Source organism: Actinoplanes sp. CA-051413, assembly GCF_050955795.1.
Lineage (GTDB): Bacteria > Actinomycetota > Actinomycetes > Mycobacteriales > Micromonosporaceae > Actinoplanes.
This window is the reverse complement of record NZ_CP192100.1, coordinates 6,716,821-6,734,875: the sequence shown is the minus strand read 5'-3', so window position 1 is coordinate 6,734,875 and position 18,055 is coordinate 6,716,821. Positions and strand designations below refer to the sequence as shown.

The 18,055-nt window shown below is 71.7% G+C and carries 16 protein-coding genes; 8 read left to right on the top strand and 8 right to left on the bottom strand.

Features of this window, described 5'->3' with window-relative positions; translation table 11 throughout:
* Positions 1–12 precede the first annotated feature (12 nt).
* Together ACQP2Y_RS31695 and ACQP2Y_RS31690 are read right to left on the bottom strand one after the other, a co-directional pair.
* Positions 13–1,071 carry a glycosyltransferase gene (locus tag ACQP2Y_RS31695; protein ID WP_433719025.1) on the bottom strand — a complete coding sequence of 353 codons (1,059 nt, stop codon included), beginning with the start codon at positions 1,069–1,071 and terminating at the stop codon, positions 13–15.
* The gene (locus tag ACQP2Y_RS31690; RefSeq protein WP_433719023.1) at positions 1,068–2,183 is read right to left on the bottom strand and encodes a glycosyltransferase; all 1,116 of its coding nucleotides are present in this window, start codon (positions 2,181–2,183) and stop codon (positions 1,068–1,070) included. Before ACQP2Y_RS31690 ends, ACQP2Y_RS31695 begins: the two co-directional genes overlap by 4 nt.
* A gap of 385 nt (positions 2,184–2,568) precedes the next feature.
* On the opposite strand from ACQP2Y_RS31690, the gene ACQP2Y_RS31685 reads away from it, so the two are divergent.
* The 6 genes from ACQP2Y_RS31685 to ACQP2Y_RS31660 all read left to right on the top strand — a co-directional run bounded on the left by ACQP2Y_RS31685 (position 2,569) and on the right by ACQP2Y_RS31660 (position 8,069).
* On the top strand, positions 2,569–3,288 hold the full coding sequence (locus ACQP2Y_RS31685) for a GAF and ANTAR domain-containing protein (protein WP_433719020.1): 720 nt from the start codon (positions 2,569–2,571) through the stop codon (positions 3,286–3,288).
* Positions 3,289–3,294: 6 nt separating this feature from the next.
* Positions 3,295–3,945: a GAF and ANTAR domain-containing protein gene (locus ACQP2Y_RS31680; protein WP_433719018.1), complete on the top strand. Its 651-nt coding sequence runs from the start codon at positions 3,295–3,297 to the stop codon at positions 3,943–3,945.
* 37 nt (positions 3,946–3,982) lie between these two features.
* Entirely contained in the window at positions 3,983–4,714 is a 732-nt protein-coding gene (locus ACQP2Y_RS31675; RefSeq protein ID WP_433719015.1) for a GAF domain-containing protein, read from the top strand.
* Between the two features lie 29 nt (positions 4,715–4,743).
* The gene (locus ACQP2Y_RS31670; RefSeq protein WP_433719013.1) at positions 4,744–6,003 is read left to right on the top strand and encodes an alpha/beta fold hydrolase; all 1,260 of its coding nucleotides are present in this window, start codon (positions 4,744–4,746) and stop codon (positions 6,001–6,003) included.
* A 77-nt stretch (positions 6,004–6,080) separates the two neighbouring features.
* Positions 6,081–6,503 (top strand): hypothetical protein, encoded by a 423-nt coding sequence (locus tag ACQP2Y_RS31665; RefSeq protein ID WP_433719011.1) that lies wholly within the window; start codon positions 6,081–6,083, stop codon positions 6,501–6,503.
* 228 nt (positions 6,504–6,731) lie between these two features.
* A complete protein-coding gene (locus ACQP2Y_RS31660; RefSeq protein WP_433719010.1) occupies positions 6,732–8,069 on the top strand; it encodes a helix-turn-helix domain-containing protein in 1,338 nt (445 codons plus the stop codon).
* Between the two features lie 50 nt (positions 8,070–8,119).
* Here the strand turns inward: ACQP2Y_RS31660 and ACQP2Y_RS31655 are convergent, their stop codons facing one another.
* From ACQP2Y_RS31655 to ACQP2Y_RS31640, 4 genes are all read right to left on the bottom strand, one after another.
* Entirely contained in the window at positions 8,120–8,965 is an 846-nt protein-coding gene (locus ACQP2Y_RS31655; RefSeq protein WP_433719009.1) for a hypothetical protein, read from the bottom strand.
* 63 nt (positions 8,966–9,028) lie between these two features.
* The gene (locus tag ACQP2Y_RS31650; protein ID WP_433719007.1) at positions 9,029–10,255 is read right to left on the bottom strand and encodes a hypothetical protein; all 1,227 of its coding nucleotides are present in this window, start codon (positions 10,253–10,255) and stop codon (positions 9,029–9,031) included.
* Between the two features lie 208 nt (positions 10,256–10,463).
* Positions 10,464–11,408 carry a phosphotransferase family protein gene (locus tag ACQP2Y_RS31645; RefSeq protein ID WP_433719005.1) on the bottom strand — a complete coding sequence of 315 codons (945 nt, stop codon included), beginning with the start codon at positions 11,406–11,408 and terminating at the stop codon, positions 10,464–10,466.
* A 36-nt stretch (positions 11,409–11,444) separates the two neighbouring features.
* Positions 11,445–12,779 carry a glycoside hydrolase family 43 protein gene (locus tag ACQP2Y_RS31640; protein WP_433719003.1) on the bottom strand — a complete coding sequence of 445 codons (1,335 nt, stop codon included), beginning with the start codon at positions 12,777–12,779 and terminating at the stop codon, positions 11,445–11,447.
* A 142-nt stretch (positions 12,780–12,921) separates the two neighbouring features.
* On the opposite strand from ACQP2Y_RS31640, the gene ACQP2Y_RS31635 reads away from it, so the two are divergent.
* Complete coding sequence (locus ACQP2Y_RS31635; protein ID WP_433719001.1) at positions 12,922–15,054, top strand: protein kinase domain-containing protein; 2,133 nt, start codon at positions 12,922–12,924, stop codon at positions 15,052–15,054.
* Here ACQP2Y_RS31635 and ACQP2Y_RS31630 read toward each other — a convergent pair.
* Positions 15,020–16,267: a threonine synthase gene (locus ACQP2Y_RS31630; protein WP_433718998.1), complete on the bottom strand. Its 1,248-nt coding sequence runs from the start codon at positions 16,265–16,267 to the stop codon at positions 15,020–15,022. The genes ACQP2Y_RS31635 and ACQP2Y_RS31630 overlap by 35 nt on opposite strands.
* A gap of 109 nt (positions 16,268–16,376) precedes the next feature.
* Between ACQP2Y_RS31630 and ACQP2Y_RS31625 the strand changes: the two genes are divergently transcribed.
* Complete coding sequence (locus ACQP2Y_RS31625) at positions 16,377–17,219, top strand: SGNH/GDSL hydrolase family protein (protein WP_433718995.1); 843 nt, start codon at positions 16,377–16,379, stop codon at positions 17,217–17,219.
* A 1-nt stretch (position 17,220) separates the two neighbouring features.
* On the opposite strand, the gene ACQP2Y_RS31620 is transcribed toward ACQP2Y_RS31625, so the two are convergent.
* A complete protein-coding gene (locus ACQP2Y_RS31620) occupies positions 17,221–18,036 on the bottom strand; it encodes an SAM-dependent methyltransferase (protein WP_433718993.1) in 816 nt (271 codons plus the stop codon).
* Positions 18,037–18,055 lie beyond the last annotated feature (19 nt).

Below are 18,055 nucleotides of genomic sequence, written 5' to 3'. Positions count from 1 at the left end.
CAGCCCGGATGATCATCGGTGGGCGGTGCTGAAGCCGGCCACCCCGCGCCCGTGTTGCAGGGTGGCGATGAGCGCGAGCGTCGACTCGGCGCCCTGGTTGAGGTTGGGCCCGGCCGGGGTCAGCCCGTCGTAGCCGCCGCCGGTGGCCCGGTCCCACATGACCGCCCCGGTGTCGTTGTCGCCGAGGAACCAGCCGATCGACTGCCGTACGCCGTCGTGCCAGCCGGGATCCCCGGTGGCCGCGGCCGCGGTCGCACACGCGTCGGCCAGCGCCGCCACCTCGATCGGCTGCTGGTCGTACTGCTCCCGAGCAGTTCCGTGGTGCCAGCCGGCCGCCGGCAGCACCGACAGCCGGCCGTCGACGAGTTGCAGACCGCGCAGCCAGCTCAGCATCCGCAGCCCGGCAGCCCGCAACGCCTTGTCCTGCTGGGCCGCACCGGCGAGGATCACGACTTCGGCCAGTGCGGCGCTGGCGTAGGCCAGGTGCCGCCGGGGCCACGACCACAGCGGGTCGGAGTCGGGCCACCCGACGGCCGCGGCAGCATCAGCGAGCAGGGCCGCCGCACCGGGGTGCTTCGGATGCCGGCGCAGCACCTCGGCGGCTCCCAGCCCGGCGAAGGCCATGGCGTGCGGCGCCGGCGAGCGACGGGCGGCACCCAGGTCGAAGGCGTACAGCGCCTCCTGTTGGATCCACGGCGCCGTGCTCCGGGCGGCCGCGGTGCCCAGCCCCCACAGGGAACGACCCCACCAGTCACCCAGGCTCGCGTCGTCGGTCCAGCGCCGGTCGTACGAGAGCCGGTTGTGGAACGCGCCGCTGTCGTCCTGCGCGTGGGTCAGGAAGCTCAGGTACACCTCGGCCAGCCGCAGCACCGCCGGTGCCGGGTCCGGCTCCCGGCTGACCACGACCAGCCCGCGGGCGACGTCATCGGTGCAGTAGCCGTGCTCCCGCCGGGGCACGGCGTGCCGGGCGTGCTCCAGCAGGCCGGTGTCGTCGCTCAGCCGCGCCAGATGGGCGAAGCTGGGGGCCGGAGCCTGCCGGCGCCGGGCCGGGACACCGATGACCGCGGTCACGCCGGTGCCGTGGCCGGCTGCGCCGCAGTCGTCATCAGTCCCGCGGCCAGCGCCTCGTAGCGGGCGGCGACCGCCGGCCAGCGCAGGGTGGCGGCGTCGCCGGTGGTCCGGACCAGGGCCGGCTGGGTGAGCACCTTGCGGATCGCGGTGGCCAGCGCCCGGGGATTGCGGTGCGGTACGAGCAGCCCCGGCCCGTCGGTGAGCAGCTCCACCGCGTGCGGGAAGGCGGTGGCGACCACCGGCACACCGGCGGCGACGGCCTCGATCAGCACCCCGGAGGTCACCTGCTCGACGGAGTCGTACGGCAGCACCACCACGTCCGCGGACCGGATCAGCGCGCCGAGTGCCGCGTCGTCGAGATACTGCGACCGGTAGTCGACGGACTGCGCCACCCCGAGCTCGGCGCCGAGCTGGTGCAGGCTCGCCCGGTACGCCTCGCCGTGCCGCTCGAGCACCTTGGGATGGGTCCGCCCGGCGACGGTGTAGACGGGATCGAGGCGGCGCAGGTGCGGCAGTGCCCGGATGGCCCACTCGACGCCCTTGCCGGGGCCGAGCAGACCCCAGGTGAGCAGGTGCGGCCGGGGCCCACGGACCACCGGCGTACCGGTGTGGTCGGCCGCGCCGTGCGGGATGGCCGACACCTTGGCCGGGTCCACGTCGTAGCCGACGATCAGCCGGTCGTGCGCGGTGCCGGTCATGGTGACGACCGCGCCCGCGGCCCCCACGACCTGCTCCAGCACCGACTTCTGCCGGGGCGTGGGCCGGCTCAGCACGGTGTGCAGGACGACGATGCTGGGCACCCGCAGCCGGCGCATCAGCCGCAGCACGTCCGCGCCGTCGGCGCCGGGGTAGATGCCGTACTCGTGCTGGATGATCGCGATGTCGTAGCCGTTGAGGGCGTCGGCGGCGGCCCGCCAGCCGTCGGCGTCGTGTCCCGGCCAGGTGTGCGCCACGTCAGGGCCCGGCGGTCCGTCGCCGGCGCCGGTGGTCACCCGGACCACGCCGCCGGAGGCCGGACCGGCGGTGAGGGCGGCGGCCAGGGCCGCGTTGAACGTGGCCAGGCCGCAGTGGGTCGGCGGGTGCGTGCTGAGGAAGCCGTATCTGGTGGCCACAGGGCCTGCCTTCCGGTTCGGGGGGATGCGCCGGGACGCGCCCGGCAGCGCCGGCGGAGGGCCGGGACCGGGGCGCGAATCGGAGAAAATGGTGCCGAGCTGCGCGGCGCACGCCGGCCGGGCGTCGTCGACGCCGCTGGTGCCGGTCGTGGAAGCCCGCTGACGAGCCGTGCTGAAGCCACCCGGGGGCGGAGGTCGTCGTCGAGGGCGGGCCGTGCCAGCCTACGCGCCGCCGGCCGGGCGCCGGTTGACGGCTTCGTCACGTACCACCGGCGACGGGCACCGGGACCGCACCGATACCGCGGAACCACCCACCCGGCGTACGGTGAGGCCCACGCTCCCGGTCCGCGGTGGCGGCCCCCCGTCCGACCCTTGGTGGCGCGTCATGTCCGCAGCACCGAACCTGTCCACCGTCTTCGTCGAGCTGGCGGACACGCTGCACGAGACGTTCGAGGTCAGCGACTTTCTGCAGGTGCTCGTCGACCGCTGCGTCACGCTGCTGCCGGTCACCGCCGCCGGCCTGCTGCTGGCCGATCATCGGGGCGAGCCGCAGGTCGTCGCCGCGACCTCGCTCGGGGCCCAGCTGCTCCTGGCCGCGCAGGTTCGCTTCGGTCGCGGACCCGGCTTCGACTGCCAACAGGTGGGCACGCCGGTGTCGGCGCCGGACCTGCCCGACGCCGACCGCGACCGCTGGCCCGGGTTCGCCGACGAGGCCCGCCGCGCCGGGTTCGCCGCGGTGCACGTCTTCCCGATGCGCCTGCGGACCGAAGCCCTCGGCGCCCTGAGCCTGTTCCGTCCCCGGCCGGGCGAGCTGCCGGCCGAGTCGGCGGACATCGCGCAGGCGTTCGCGGACGTCGCCTCGATCGGGCTGTTGCAGGAACGCGCGGTCCGGCACGGGCAGGTGGTGGCCGGGCAGCTGCAGAACGCGCTGCAGAGCCGGGTCGAGATCGAGCAGGCGAAGGGGCTGATCGCCGGCCGGCACGGTCTTGATGTCGAGGCGGCCGATGCTCGGCTGCCCCGGACCCCGGCAGCACCTCAGCCGAAAGGTGCGGCCATGTCCCGCTCGGCGCCGCCGTGGCACCGCCCTCCCCGCACCGGCGGGTGAGCGGCGATGTCGATGGACCTCGACCCCGGTGACCGCGTCGACCGGTTGCGCCGCCTCTGCCGTCTCGCGGTGCGGACGCTGCCCGCCTCGGGTGCCGGGATGTCCGTGCTCGCCCGGGACCAGCAGTTCAGCATGCTGACCGCGGCGGACCCGGTGAGCGAACGCCTCGAGGAGTTGCAGTTCGTCCTCGGCGAGGGCCCGTGCGTCGACGCTTCCGCCGACCGCAGTCCGGTGCTGGTGGCCGATCTGGCGAGCGAGGGACTCCAGCGCTGGCCGGCCTACGCCTCGGCGGTGCTGGAGGCCGGCATGTGCGCCGTCTTCGCGTTCCCGCTCCAGATCGGCGCCGCCCAGCTCGGCGTCCTCGACCTGTTCCGCGCCCGGACCGGCTCGCTCACCGGTGCCGAGCTGAAGCGGGCGCTGACCCTGGCCGACCGGGCGGTCACGGTCCTGCTGGCCGACGGGCCGGACGGGGACGAGCCGCTGGGCGCGACGACGGAGTTGTTCCAGGCCCAGGGCATGGTCATGGTCCAGATCGGCGGCACGCTGGCGGAGGCGATGGCCCGCATCCGGGCGTACGCGTACGCCCGCGACCGCCGGCTCGCCGACGTGGCACGCGCGATAGTGGCCCGCGAACTGCGCTTCGAGCGTGATGGGTGAAGACTGCGGGGAAGCAGTCCAGGCACCGGAGGAAGACATGACGACCGTATCGGCCGAGCGTCTCTCGCGGATCTTCGTCGAGGTGGCGGACACGCTCGTGGACGACTTCGACCTGCACGACTTCCTGCACATGCTGACCGTGCGCACGGCGGACCTGGTCGGCGCTTCCGCGGTCGGCATCCTGCTGGCGGACCAGCGGGGCCGGCTGCGTTTCATGGCCGCCTCGGACGAGAAGGCCCGGATCCTGGAGATCTTCCAGGTGCAGGTGAGCGAGGGGCCGTGCTTCGACGCGTACCGCACCGCCCAGCCGGTGCTCAACGCTGACCTGGCGGACGAGGAGACCCGCTGGCCGGAGTTCACCCGGCACGCCCTCGGCGCGGGTTTCCGGTCCGTGCACGCGTTCCCGATGCGGGTACGCCAGGAGGTCATCGGTGCGCTCAACGTCTTCGGCAGCACGGTCGGCGGCAACTTCGACGACGCGGACGTGCTGATCGTGCAGGCGCTCACCGACGTGGCCGCGATCGCCCTGCTCCAGGAGCGCGCGGTGCGCCGCGGCGAGGTCCTCACCGAGCAGTTGCAGGGCGCGCTGAACAGCCGGATCATCATCGAGCAGGCCAAGGGTGCGATCGCCCAGGCCCACGACATCTCGATCGATGCTGCCTTCACGGCGTTGCGCGGCTACTCGCGCCGTACGAACCGCAAGCTCACTGAGGTGGCCCGGGCCGTGCTGGTGGATCCGGCTCTGATCGCAGCGCTGACCCACCGCTGACGGGCCGGGGCGGCGGATACCGTGGCCGCATGATCGCTACTCCGGGGCTGAGCTTCCGCGACCATGTTCTCGCCGTACCGCTGGATCACGACGACCCCGGCGGACCGGCCATCGAGCTCTTCGCCCGGGAGGTCGTGGCCCCGGAGCGGGCCGGCGACGACCTGCCGTGGCTGCTCTTCCTCCAGGGTGGTCCGGGCGGCAAGGCGCCGCGGCCGACGGCCGCGGACGGCTGGCTCGGCCGGGCCCTGCGCACCCACCGGGTGCTGCTGCTCGACCAGCGGGGGACCGGGCGCAGCTCGCCCGTCACCGCCCGGACGGTGACGGGCATGGCACCTGACCAGCTCGCGGCGCACCTGCGGCTCTTCCGTGCCGACAGCATCGTGGCCGACGCGGAGATCGCCCGGGCCCGGATCGCCGGCGGCGCGCGGTGGGACACCCTGGGACAGAGCTACGGCGGTTTCATCACCCTCGCCTACCTCTCGCGGGCGCCCGAGGGGCTGCGCACCTGCTACGTGACGGGCGGCCTGCCGGGGGTCAAGGCCACCGTCGACGACTGGTACGCGCGCACCTACCCGCGCGTGGCCGCCCGCAACGCCGAGTACTACCGCGCGTACCCCGAGGATGCCGCGGCCGTGCGCCGGCTGGCCGACCACCTCGACGACAACGAGGTCCGGCTGCCCGACGGCGACCGGCTCACCCCCCGCCGCCTGCGGTTCCTGGGCAACTCGTTCGGGATGAGCGACGGCTACGCGAACCTGCACTGGCTGCTCGACGAGGCCTGGCACGGCGACCAGCTGGCCGACGGCTTCCGGTACGCGGTGATGGCCACGACCGGCTTCATCGACATCCCGATCTTCGCGCTGCAGGAGTTCACCTGTAACCCGGACGGCTCGGCCACCGGCTGGGCGGCGGAACGGGCCCTGGCCCGGCACCCGGAGTTCGCCGCCGACGCCGACCCGCTGCTGTTCACCGGCGAGATGATGTATCCCTGGATGTTCCGGGAGATCGCCGCGCTCCGGCCGTTCGCCGCGGCCGCCGACCTGCTGGCCGGCTACGACGACTGGCCGCCGCTGTACGACCTGGACCGGCTCGCCGCCAACGAGGTGCCGGTGCACGCGGCGGTCTACTTCGACGACATGTACGTGGACGCCCAGCTCCAGCTGGAGACGGCCCGCGCGGTCGGCAACACCCGGGTCTGGGTCACCAGCGAGTACGAGCACAACGGCCTGCGCGTCGCCGGCGACCACATCCTCGACCACCTGATGGGGATGGCCGCCGGCCGCCGCTGACGCCGCGTTGCACCATCTGCGGAGCTCGCCGCCGGTCGTCCCCGGGCCGGCGCGGCAGGCGTACGGTCGATCGCACTATGGAACTGCACTGGTGGTCGGTCGAGGTCCTCGACGGCGCGACGCTCTCGGCGGCGCGCTGGCAGGACGCGCACGGCGACGCCCTGACCGAGGCGGCGCTGACGCACGGCGCGTACGAGTGGCACTGGCACCAGCATTCGTGGGGCGTGCTGTTCGAGATCGCGTTCCGTGGTGACGGGCAGTGGCCGGTGTTCCGCGAGCTGCCGGGCGTACGCGCGGCGCTGGACGCGGTGCCCGACCCGATCAACGGCCTGATGGTCTACCCGGGCCGCGGCGGCAGCTCGGGCCGCGTGCAGCCGCGCCGCCCCCGGCCGATCGCGGGCGCCGGCGCGGCCACCCTGCCGATCGAGCCCGAGGTCATCGGAGCCCGGCTCGCCGAGTGCCACCCGGCGGCCACCACCGCGGACTTCACCGCGGCCTGATGCCGCTCCTCGAACGGACAGCCCGTCCAGCGCGGCAGCTCTCCGGCTGGTGATCGACTAATGGCATCACCGTTCCGTTCACGCAGCGAATCGCCGCAAGAGAACAGGCGCCGCGTTGACCGATCTACAGAGGATGGCCCATTTCGGACTTTGGTTGGTTGGTAGGCCTGAGGAATGGGACGCAAGTGAGAACTTGTTGGGGAACAGGCGGCCCTGCATGCTGGTTGCATGCCTCGCCCCGAAAGGCCCCTGGATCCGGACAAGGGCCCGGTCGCCGCGTTCGCCCATGATCTTCGAATGCTGCGGGAAGAGGCGGGATTGCCGAAGTACCTGCAGATGTCCAGGGCGACCGGGCGTTCGCGGACGGCATTGGCCGAAGCCGCCGGCGGAGATCATTTACCGACGTGGGAAACCGTCGAGGCTTTCGTCAGCTTTTGCGGCGGCGATACAGATGCGTGGCGCTTGAAGTGGGAAGCCGCGAAAGAACAGATCAAAGGCGGCGACGATCCGCCGGATTCGCCCGCGAAGTCCGTCACCGAACACGGTTCGTTTCTCCGTGACGGGAAATTGGTCGTGACCACGCTTCTGGCCTTGGTGGTCGGCTTCGGACTGGGCAATCTGCCGTTCCGCAGCCGTGACCGCCCCGCGGCGACGCCGGCGTCCTTGACAAGCTTCACCCAGGCCAGCCGAGGCGAGGTTCTGGTGGCATACAGCCGGTTCGGCCGTTTCGCGGCCGCGTCGATGGCGACCGCCGGCACCGACGGTGACGTTCATCTGTGGAGCTCGGACCCGAAGGCGGTGAAAACCATCGCCACTGGCGAGACGCGGATCGCCGCCCTCGCGTTCGACCCGATGAACCGCAACGTGCTGGCCGTCTCGGGAACCAGTGGACTGATCCGGATCTGGGACACCGGCAGCGGCAAGCCGATCCTCGGCACCAGGGGCGACGCGGCCAGTGCGGCGCCGGTCCTGGCCTTCAACCCGCGCCGCCGGGGGATCATGGCCATCGGGAGCGCCGCCGGGATCGTGAAGATCTGGGACACGAAGTCGGACGCGGTCGTGCGCGAGCTGAAGTTCGAGGGTCCGGTCGGTATCCTCCAGTTCGATCTCCTCACCGAGCAGTTGGCGATCAGCACCGGAACCGAGATTCACGTGTGGGACCCGGGCGCCGGCCGTGACGTCAGTACCATCCAGGGTCTGCCGGAGCCGCCGAAGCGGCTGGAATTCGATCCGCTCGTGCGAAATACGCTGGCGATGGTGACTGGTACCGGCCACGTGGGGATCTGGGACTCCAGCAGCGGAAAGCCTGTCCGTGAGCTCCAGGGCGTCACCGCGGCGAACGTCATAGCCTTCCATCCGCTGATCAGGAACAGCATCACGGTGGGCGGTCAGGACGGAAGTCAGGGTGTCTGGGACGTCAGCACCGGCGCGCTGGTGCACACGCTCGAGAGGTTCCCGGCCCCGGTGACCTCGATGGCGTTCTCAGCGAACGGAGAAGTGCTGGCCACGGCCGGTCCCGACGTCGGCGTCCAGCTGCAGCCGATCGAGGACTGGGGCGGGGGCTGAGACAGGGCACAGCCCCCGACGCGTACGCCGAGGGCCGTGCTCTGCGGGGCTCAGGTCCATTCGCAGTGGACGTGGTTACCGCTCTCGAACTGGGCCAGCGTCGCACCGAGCTGGCGGCACCGGTTGACGATGGTCGTGGTGGACCGGCCGCCGTACTGGTCGAGGTCGAAGGCGCGTCCCGCGTAGTGCCGGCTGCCGGTGCTGTGGCTGCCGCCGGCGATCTCGCTGACCCGCAGCGCCCCTTCGGCGCCGATCTGACGGAGCGCGGTGAGCATGCGCGGGTCGAGCGAGACCCGGCCGCCCGGTGCGCCCCCGTAGTTCGACCGTGCCGCTTGCAGACCGTTGGCGGTGTCTACGATGTTCTGGCGGGCGTGGGCGTTGTCAGCCACGCCGCTCACGTGCACGGTCTGCAGGGTGATGTTCCGGTTGGCCAGGATGGCGTTCGCCTGCTCGGTGGCACCGTTCGAGCCGGTGGAGACGGAGACGCCGTTGGCCCACCGGGCAACGTGACCCTGGGCGTACACCACCAGGTTGCCGTCCGTCTGCAGTTCGAGGGTGGCGTTGGGGTTGGCGTTCGTCCCCGTGCTCCAGACGGCGACGTTCCCCGGGGCGATCACGACGGCGTTCCCGTCGCTCTGCATGCGTAGGATCGAGCCGCTGCGGTTGGTGCCGGACGCCCAGACGGGACGGTTGCCCGGGGCGTACTCGACGAGGTTGCCGTCGCCCTGCATGGTCAGCGCGATGCCGTTCGCGGTGACGAGGCTCTGGCCCGAGCCCAGGGTCTCGTCGGGCCCCAGCAGGTAGGTGCCCGCTGCGGCCGACGCCGGCGAGCTGATCAGGGCGGAACCCATCACGGCGGTGGCGATGATCGCCCTCAGTCGCTTCCAGGAAGTCATTTGCAGAGCTGCCTTTCCGACAGTGTTCGCGGTCATGAGGTGGGAACTTTCGGCGGGAGCGGATCAGAACGGGCTGGCGCCGCTGGGGTTGCCGATGAAGGGCGCGTCACCGTAGCCGTAGTGCTGGCCCGAGCTGCTGATGAGCAGGTAGCCGCTGCCCGGGGTGTAGCTGATGTCCGTGATCTCGCCGGAGATGCCGGCGGGTGAGCCGCCCTTGAAGCTCGCGTTGCCGTACGCGTACACCTGGCCGGACTTGGAGACCAGGACGTAGCCTCGCCCGTCGGCGGTGGGAGACATGGCGGTGATGGCCCGGGTGAACCCGCCGGGGCTGCCGCCGAAGAAGCCGGCGTCGCCGTACGCGTACACCTGACCGGCCGAGGTCAGCAGCCAGTAGCCACGCCCCGTCGGGGTCATCTCGATGTCGGTGAACTCGCCGCCCGCGCCGGCCTGGCTGCCGCCGAAGTAGCCGGCGTTTCCGTACGCGTAGACCTGGCCCGACGCGCTGAGCATCACGTAGCCCTGGCCGTTCGGCGTCGCCGCCAGGGCGATCAGGTCACCGGTGTGCCCGGCGGCCCCGCCGCCCAGATAGGGAGCGTCGCCATACGCGTAGATCTGTCCGGCCGACGTGAGCAGCCAGTAACCGTTGTCGCCCGCGGTCACCTTGGCATCGGTGAAGCGTCCGGAGTAACCACCCGGCGACCCGCCCAGGTAGCGGGAGTTCCACGCGTAGATCTGCCCGCTGTTGCTGACGTCCATGTACGCGTTCGGGCCGATCATCCGGGTGCCGGCGCCGTTGGTCACGCCGTACGCGCTCAACAGCGCCGTGGCGGTGCCTTGCGCCTGGGGGTACCGTTCCGGGTACGCCGACGCCTGCACCTTCTGGGCGATCTGCCCCGCCGTGACCGACGGCGCGGAGGTCGCGTCGACGTTCTTGGCCCGGACGACGAAAGCATGGGTGGCGGTGGCCACCGTGGTCCGGGCGTCGGCGCTGCCCCAGCTGGCCCGCTGCTGGAAGACGCCCATCGAGTCGAGGTCACCGTTGCTGCAGTTGTTCAGCCGGGACTCGACCCAGGCCGCTTCGAACGTTGCGAGCAGCACCCGCGGTGACGCTCCGTCACGGATCGCCTGGGCGTACACCTGCCGGGTCACGGCAGCGTTCTCGGCGGCCGGGGGCCCCGGCCGGCAGGCGACGGTGGGATCGGCCGCCCACGCCGCGGAGCCGTTGGTCCAGGCCGCCGCGGCGGCGCCGAGGCAGGCGGCCAAGGTAAAGGTCAGTCTTCGCGAGGTCATCGTCAGGCTCCTGGTCGAGTCGGCCGCTGCTCGATGCGGGGGATCCGCATCGCGGCATGGCTAGCTCTACCTGGATCGATGTCCGTCCGGCGGAGGCGACGGTCTATGGGCCGGACGACGGTTTACCCGCGTGACGCGGCCTTCGGCCACGTGCCGGTCCGACCGTGCCGGCCAGCTGTGGTGTCTGTGTCTTGTTGTCAGCCGGTGCCTATCCGAGGCGCCGTAGCGCTGTCTCGACAGCGACCTCGACCCGGGAAGTCATGCCCGGCACATCGACGGGACGGCGCCCAGCGACCTGACCACGGATCCACTTCGGCCCGCTGTCGTCGTAGTGCAGCAGGGCGTACAGGTCCCACCACGGATCGAGAGTCACCCCGGCGATCGACTCGTAGAGCGACCGGAGCTGCTCCGACCACTCGGGCGAGTAGAGCGCCGCCAGGTATCGCCGGCAGTGCCCGATGTCGATCGCGCGCGCTCCCCGATGGATGGAGTTCCAGTCGGTCAGTCCGGTGATCCTCCCGCGCGACCACAGCATGTTGACCGGCAGAAGATCGCAGTGCAGAAAGACGGCAGTGTCCTTTGGCGGCGGCGTCGCCATGACACGGAACGCCGCCTTCCACACAGCTGGCTTCTGTGCGTCGACCGGCACCTGGAACCCGTCACGAGGAGCGATCCAGGAATCCGTCCACGGTCTGAATGTCTGCGCGGGGAGATCGAGAGAATGCAGCAAGACGGCGATCTCCGCGATCCTCGTCAGCCACGCCCGAGGTTCCGCCGGGCTGAGGTCAACATGCCCCGGCAACCGTGTCATCAGCAACGATGGCGCGCCCCCGGTCGAAGCACCAGCAACATCAGTGGCCAGGATGCCCGGAACCGGGAGCCCGCTTCCCGCCACCACACCGAGGTTGGCGATCTCCTTCTCCAAGCTCTCCTGCAGGCCGAGCCCGGCCGGGTACTGCCGCAGGACGACGAACGTTCGCATGCCACGTCGCTCGACAGTCAGCCGATGCACGGCGGAGCAGACGCCACCGGTCAACCGGCGCCGGCCGACGATGCGACTGCCCGGGCCCATCGACGCCGCGGCCCAGGCGAGCGTCTCCACGGAGGGCCGACGCTGCCTGAACCCGCCATCCCTCCAGTCGCCGCCGGTCATGAGCGCGAGCCTATTCGGCAGGGCGTGCGGTGATACCTAGCCGAGCGGCGCGGTCACTGTGAAGGAGGCGTCCGACTTCAGGGCGGCGCTGCTGTCGTTGCGGTCGATGCGGAGCTCGTAGTTGTAGTGCCGCAGGTAGAAGCCGGGATAGTTGTACGACTCGAACGACGTCCCGCTGCCCGACAGCCCGGCCCGTCCGCAGAACGTGGCGTCGTTGCGGAACGTCGCGCTGCCGTCGTTCGCCGCCAGCACCAGGCGGTTGTTGGCGTGGCGCAGGTAGCGGCCGGCCGGGTTCACCGACTGGAAGGTGTAGCAGTTGCCGTTGGCCAGGCCGGCGCCGATCGTGAACGTCGCGTCCAGCCTGTCGGTGGCGGTGCTCACCGGCTCCAGGTAGCCGAGGCTGTTGCGGTGGCGCACGTACCGGTCGGGGAAGTTGACCGAGCGCAGGGACCGGTTGCCGGTCGGGACCGCGGTGCTGTCGCCGACGTTCTCGCGCAGCACGGTGAAGTGCCGCACGGTGCCGGAGAGCCCGGGCAGTTCGGTCTTGGCCGACCAGGTGTTCAGGTTGCTGCTGTCGGCGTAGTAGTAGCGCCCGGCGCCGTACTGGTCGAAGTAGAGCCGCCACGATCCGTTCGGCAGCTGGACCAGGGCCGGGCCTTCGAGTCCGGAGCCCCAGCCCGCCCAGTTGCCCGTACCGGTGAAGGTCCAGGGTCCGGTCAGTGAGCCGGCCGTGGCGTGCTCGATGTATTTGGTCGTCTCGTTCTTCGCGAACGCGTGGTAGGTGCTGCCGGATTTCCCCACAAAGGTGTCGATGTGGTTGGCCGGAATGCCGATCGCGGTGCGCGCGCTCCACGCGGACAGGTCACCGTTGGTCGCAGTGATCTTGTACGGCTGGAACTGCCCCGCCGTCCCGGTGCTCGACGCCGAGAAGATGACGTTGACGCTGCCGTCGGTGTCCTTGAACCACTCGGGCGCCCAGGTGCTGCCGGTCGCGCCGTTCAGCCCGACTGTCACGTTGCGCAGGAACGTCCAGGTCACGTGGTCGGTGCTGCGGGCGAAACCGATCGTGTTGCCGGTCCAGTTGGTCGTGTAGACGATGTAGTAGTAGCCGTCGGTGTGCCGCATGATGCTCGGGTCGCGGATCAGCCCCGACGGCGGCGTGTACGCGTTCGCCCTGATCAGGTCGAAGTTCGTGGCGTTGGACGAGTCGTAGACGTACATGTTCGACTCGCTGGAGTTGGTGAAGGCTGTCATCAGGTAGTGCGGCGCGGGCCCGGCGGCGGCCACGGGTTGCGCGGTGACCGCCGTCAGCGTCGCGCCGGCCAGCAGACCGGTCACCGCCGCCGTCAGCAGACGTCCGGAGATGGGCATGGCGGGTCCTCCCGGGGGCTGGGATGATGTGACCGTTAACAACCGGTGACGTCGTTCATCTCAGCGCAATACATCGATCCACGTCAAGATGTGGGGGACCCCGGGGATGCGCGGCGAAGCGGATCCGGGCAGACTGCCCCGGATGGAGGGGGCTCAATTGCTCGGCGGCCGCTACGCGCTGCTCGACGAGATCGGTGTCGGCGGCATGGCCGTGGTCTGGCGTGCCCGCGACGAGGTGCTCGGCCGGCCCGTCGCGGTGAAGCTGCTGGCCGGCAAACACGCCGGCGAGCCGGACGCACGCGACCGGATCCGGGCCGAGGCCCGCGCGGCGGCGGCGCTGTCGCACCCCAACATCGCCCAGGTGTACGACTACGGCGAGGCCCGCGACAACGGGGCCTCCGTGCCGTACGTCGTGATGGAGCTGGTCCGCGGCGGCACGTTGCAGGACCGGATGGACGCCGGGCCGATGTCCCCGCGCTTCGCGATGCGGGTCGCCGCGGAGGTGTCGGCGGCGCTGGCCGCGGCCCACGCCGACGGCCTCGTGCACCGTGACATCAAACCGGCCAACGTGATGCTGACCGAGACCGGTGCCAAGGTCGTCGACTTCGGCATCGCGGCGGCGATCAACCCGGCCGGCACCGGCGACGAGGAATTCGAGGTGCTCGGCACCCCGGCCTACCTGGCCCCGGAACGCCTCACCGGCGACGGCGTCGAACCGGCCTCGGACGTGTACGCCCTCGGCGTCCTGCTCTACCGGATGCTCTCCGGACACTCGCCGTGGAGCGCCGACACGACCACCCAGATGCTCAACGCCCACGTCTACATCGACCCGGAGCCGCTGCCGGTCCGCCCGGGCGTGCCCGACTACATCACGGCGCTGTGCAACCGGTGCCTGAGCAAGGACACCACGGAACGGCCGAGCGCCCGGGAAGCGGCGGCGCTGCTGGCTCAGGGTGCGGGGCTACGCGTGGTGGAGGACGCGACGCCGGCCGGGGAGCAGGGGCCGTCGTTCGACAACGAGCCTTCGGTGCTGATCCGGCCGCGGTCGTCCGGGGCGGTTGCGGCCGGGCCGGGGGTTGCTGTCGCGGCCCTCGGTGATCCGTCTCGAGTTCCTCCGGAGATGTTCCACCCGCCGCGGCCGGCTGTTCCGGATTCCGGCGGGCTGGGTGGCGCGGCCGGCCTTGGGGGAGCAGGTGCGGCGGCCGGCTCCGGCGCGGCGGCTGCCGGCCTTGGTGGACCAGGTGCGGCGGCCGGTTTGGGCGCTGCGGCTGCCGGTCCCGCCGGGTGGCATGAGCGTGCCGATGTCGGCGGCCCAGATGCCGCAGGTTTCGGTCGGCCGGACGCGGCGAGCGGCTTCGGCGGGCCGGCCGGGACGGATGCCAGAGGGCCTGATCCCGCGGGCGGCTTCGGTGGGCAAGGCGCGGGCGCCGGTTCCGGCTGGCCGGGCGCGCAGTCGGGCCCTGCCGCGGCTGCCGGGCCGGGCGCTGCGGCCGGCGCAGGCGGGCCAGGCGCCCCGACCTCCGGGCCCTCCGATCCGGTCTTCGCCGCCGGGTCGGCTGCCGCCGGGTCGGCTGCGGCCGGCCACACCGTTCGCCCCGCGGGCGAGCGCGCCACCACCCCACCCCACACCGCAGTCCCGCCCACCGACCCGCATGCCGCAGCGCGACGCCGCCGCCGACGGGTCCTGCCCCTCATCGTGGCAGTCGCCCTGCTCGGCACGGTCGGCCTGCTCTGGTGGCTGATCAACCCGGACGGCACCAACCCCGACCGATCGGCCGCCGCCCCCATGTTCAGCGCCGCCGACGCCGCCTCGCTCGCCCCCTCGGCCCGCACCCCGTCGATCGCCGGCAAGCCGAGTGCCCCTGCCGGTGCCCCCACCCCCGGCAGGACCGGCGGAACCGGACCGGCCGCCGCCGGCGAGCCCGGCGGCCCCCCGGGGGGTGCCGGCTTCCCGCCTCCGGTCGACGGCGCCCCGGCCCCGACCACCACGGAGCCCGGGGCCGGCCCGGAGGAGCCCGAGCCCACCACGGCCGCGCCGACGACCGAGCCGCCGGAGGCCGTGGAGCGTACGTTCACCTCGGACGGTGGCTCGGTCCGGGCGACCTGCCCAAGCGCTTCCACCGCGGAGCTGCTGTCCGCTTCCCCGAAGAAGCCGTACAAGGTGAACGATTCCGACTATGGGCCGGGATCGAGTGTCTACGCGGTCTTCAAGCACGGCAACGACCTCGTGCGGCTGACTGTCACCTGTTCGGGTGGAATTCCGTCGGTGGACTAAGACGAGGGATCACTCCGTCCACCGGCAGGGTCGGCACGTCGACCGTGATGGTTTCCGGGTAGATCAGGCCCGAACCCGTGTTGAGCACCACCACGCTGTCGGCCGCGCCGATGAAGCCGCTCTCGCGTAGCTGCCGGGCCGCGGCCAGGCAGGCCGCCCCCTCCGGGCAGATGAAGGTGCCCTCGTCGCGGGCGGCGAGCAGCTGCTCGGCCAGCAGCGCCTCGTCGCTGACAGCCACCGCCGTACCGTCGGTTGCGCGGACCGCCTCCAGCACCAGGAAGTCGCCGAGGGCCTTGGGCACGGTGATGCCGAAGGCGATGGTCTTCGCATCCGGGTACGGCCGGCTCACGTCGGCGCCCTCCTCGAACGCCTCCACGATGGGCGCACACCCCTCGGCCTGCACCGCCACCAGCCGGGGCAGGTCCGCGCCGATCCAGCCGAGCTCCTGCATCTCCCGCAGGGCCTTGTAGATGCCGATGATCCCGACACCGCCGCCGGTCGGGTACAGGATGACGTCCGGGACCCGCCAGCCGAGCTGTTCGACGATCTCGTACCCCATGGTCTTCTTGCCCTCGAGCCGGTACGGCTCCTTGAGCGTCGACACCTCCTGGTAGCCGGTGCGCTCGCGGACCGCCGCGTTGATGAGCTGGCCGGCGTCGCCGATCAGCCCGTCGACGAGGTACAGCTCGGCGCCGGTGGCCACGCATTCCGTGCGGGTGATCGCGGGCGCGTCGACCGGCATCGCGATCAGGCACGTCATTCCGGCCCGGGCGGCGTAGGTGGCCCAGGCCGCTCCCGCATTGCCGTTGGTCGGCATGGCCACCCCGGTGACGCCCAGCTCGGCCGCCCGGGAGACACCCACCGCGGCCCCGCGGGCCTTGAAGGATCCGGTCGGCACCAGGCCTTCGTCCTTCATGAGCAGCGCGGGTACGCCGATCCGGGCACCGTAGCGCGGCAGCGGCAGCAGCGGCGTCATGCCCTCGCCGAGGGTCACGAGCCGGCCGGGGTCCCGTACGGGCAGCATCTCGTGGTAGCGCCACAGGGTCGCCGGGCGGGCGGCGAGCGACTCGCGGGTCAGGGACCGGCCCGCCTGCTCGATGTCGTAGCGGGCCAGCAGCGGTACGCCGGCGTCGCTGACTCCCTGCACCACGTCCGCGTCGTAGCGGGCGCCGGTGCGGGAACACTCCAGGTGGCTGAGTGCGGAGTAGGTCATGGTGATCAGCTTGCGATGTCCCGCGCGGCCGGGGGTGACCGGGGTGACGGCCGCGGCGCAGATGCCTTACGGTGATGCAGTCGTTGCATTCCGTGATGGGGGATTACTTGTGCTCCGCCGCTGGCACCTGATCGTGCTCGTCGCCCTCGCCGCCCTCGCGCTGGCCTGCGAGGGAGCCGGAACCGCCGCCCCGGAGCCCACCGGCACCGCCAAGGGCCTGCCGGCGTCCATGGGGGCGCTGGGCGACTCCATCACGGCGGGCTACGGCACCTGCTTCACCCTGGTGGCGTGCAGCCGCAACTCGTGGACGACCGGCAGCAGTGCCGCGGTGGACAGTCACTACCGGCGGATCCGGGAGGACAACGGCGCGATCAAGGGCAACGCCGAGAACTACGCCGTACCGGGGGCCCGGGCGCGTGATCTCGCCGGTCAGGCCGGCCGGGCGGTCGACGACAAGGTCCAGTACGTGACCGTCCTCATCGGCGCCAACGACGCCTGCACCGGCCGGGTCGCCGACATGACCACGACCAGGACCTTCCGCAAGCAGGTCGACACGGCCCTGGCCCGGCTCAAGAAGGGACTGCCGAAGGCGCGGGTGCTCGTGGTGAGCATCCCGAACATCTACCGGCTGTGGCAGCTGGGCCACGAGAACGAGCGCGCCGTGCGGGCCTGGAACCGCGGCGTGTGTCAGTCCCTGCTGGCCCGGCCCACCTCGACCGCCAAGGCCGACGACGAGCGCCGCCACCAGGTCGAGGACCGGGTGGACGCGTACAACCGGGAGCTGGAGGCGGCCTGCGAGAAGTACGGCCGCAAGTGCCGCTGGGACGGCGGTGACGCGCACCGGGTCCGCTTCTCCCTCGACCTGGTCAACGAGATCGACTACTTCCACCCCGACGTCGAGGGCCAGAACAAGCTCGCCGACGTGACCTACCCGGGCCGCTTCAACTGGTGACTCAGGGCTTGCGGGCCACTCCGCCGTAGACGGAGACCTCGGCGTCGGTCGGCTCACCATCGGGATTGGGGCCGTCCGGCCGCCAGCGGTTGACCAGCTCGAGGCCCGGTTCGGCCAGCTCCAGGCCGGTGAAGAAGCGGGCGATCCGCTCGCGCGGGCGCACCTGCATGGTCACCCCGGTACGCCGGTAGATCGCCGCCACGCGCTCCCACGCCTCGGGCGCGAAGTCACCGGTCAGGTGGGACAGCACCAGGTGGCTGCCCGGGGGCAGAGCCGCCAGCAGGCGCGCGACGATGTCGTCCGGGTCGTTGTCGTCGCCGATGAAGTGCAGTATCGCGATCAGCAGCAGACCCACCGGGCGACCGAGGTCCAGGGTGTCCCGCAGCTGCGGGGCGTTCAGGATGGAGTCCACGTCGCGCAGGTCGGCGTCGAGATACTCGGTGCGGCCCTCGGGGGTGCTGGTCAGCAGGGCACGGGCGTGGGCCAGCACGATCGGGTCGTTGTCGACGTAGACGATCCGGGCGGCCGGGTTCACCTGCTGGGCCACGTGGTGCACGTTGGGGGCGCTCGGGATGCCCGTACCGATGTCGAGGAACTGGTCGATGCCGCGCTCCGCGGCCAGGAAGCGGACCGCTCGGCGCAGGAAGGCGCGGTTCTCCCGCGGTGGCGTGCGGCTGGCCGGATTGGCCTTGATGCCCTGCTCGGCGGCGGCGCGGTCGGCTGCGAAATTGTCCTTGCCGCCGAGCAGGTAGTCGTAGACCCGGGCCGGGTGCGGGCGGTCGGTCTGCAGGTCGACGGGCGGCTGGGTCTGCTCCATGGAGAGGATCGTAAGGGTT

Coding starts and splice junctions, on each gene's coding strand:
- ACQP2Y_RS31635 (WP_433719001.1), top strand. CDS start 12,922: ATGGAGGGGGCTCAATTGCTCGGCGGCCGCTACGCGCTGCTCGACGAG.
- ACQP2Y_RS31630 (WP_433718998.1), bottom strand. CDS start 16,267: ATGACCTACTCCGCACTCAGCCACCTGGAGTGTTCCCGCACCGGCGCC.
- ACQP2Y_RS31620 (WP_433718993.1), bottom strand. CDS start 18,036: ATGGAGCAGACCCAGCCGCCCGTCGACCTGCAGACCGACCGCCCGCAC.
- ACQP2Y_RS31645 (WP_433719005.1), bottom strand. CDS start 11,408: ATGACCGGCGGCGACTGGAGGGATGGCGGGTTCAGGCAGCGTCGGCCC.
- ACQP2Y_RS31680 (WP_433719018.1), top strand. CDS start 3,295: ATGTCGATGGACCTCGACCCCGGTGACCGCGTCGACCGGTTGCGCCGC.
- ACQP2Y_RS31655 (WP_433719009.1), bottom strand. CDS start 8,965: ATGACTTCCTGGAAGCGACTGAGGGCGATCATCGCCACCGCCGTGATG.
- ACQP2Y_RS31670 (WP_433719013.1), top strand. CDS start 4,744: ATGATCGCTACTCCGGGGCTGAGCTTCCGCGACCATGTTCTCGCCGTA.
- ACQP2Y_RS31660 (WP_433719010.1), top strand. CDS start 6,732: ATGCCTCGCCCCGAAAGGCCCCTGGATCCGGACAAGGGCCCGGTCGCC.
- ACQP2Y_RS31675 (WP_433719015.1), top strand. CDS start 3,983: ATGACGACCGTATCGGCCGAGCGTCTCTCGCGGATCTTCGTCGAGGTG.
- ACQP2Y_RS31665 (WP_433719011.1), top strand. CDS start 6,081: ATGGAACTGCACTGGTGGTCGGTCGAGGTCCTCGACGGCGCGACGCTC.
- ACQP2Y_RS31640 (WP_433719003.1), bottom strand. CDS start 12,779: ATGCCCATCTCCGGACGTCTGCTGACGGCGGCGGTGACCGGTCTGCTG.
- ACQP2Y_RS31650 (WP_433719007.1), bottom strand. CDS start 10,255: ATGACCTCGCGAAGACTGACCTTTACCTTGGCCGCCTGCCTCGGCGCC.
- ACQP2Y_RS31685 (WP_433719020.1), top strand. CDS start 2,569: ATGTCCGCAGCACCGAACCTGTCCACCGTCTTCGTCGAGCTGGCGGAC.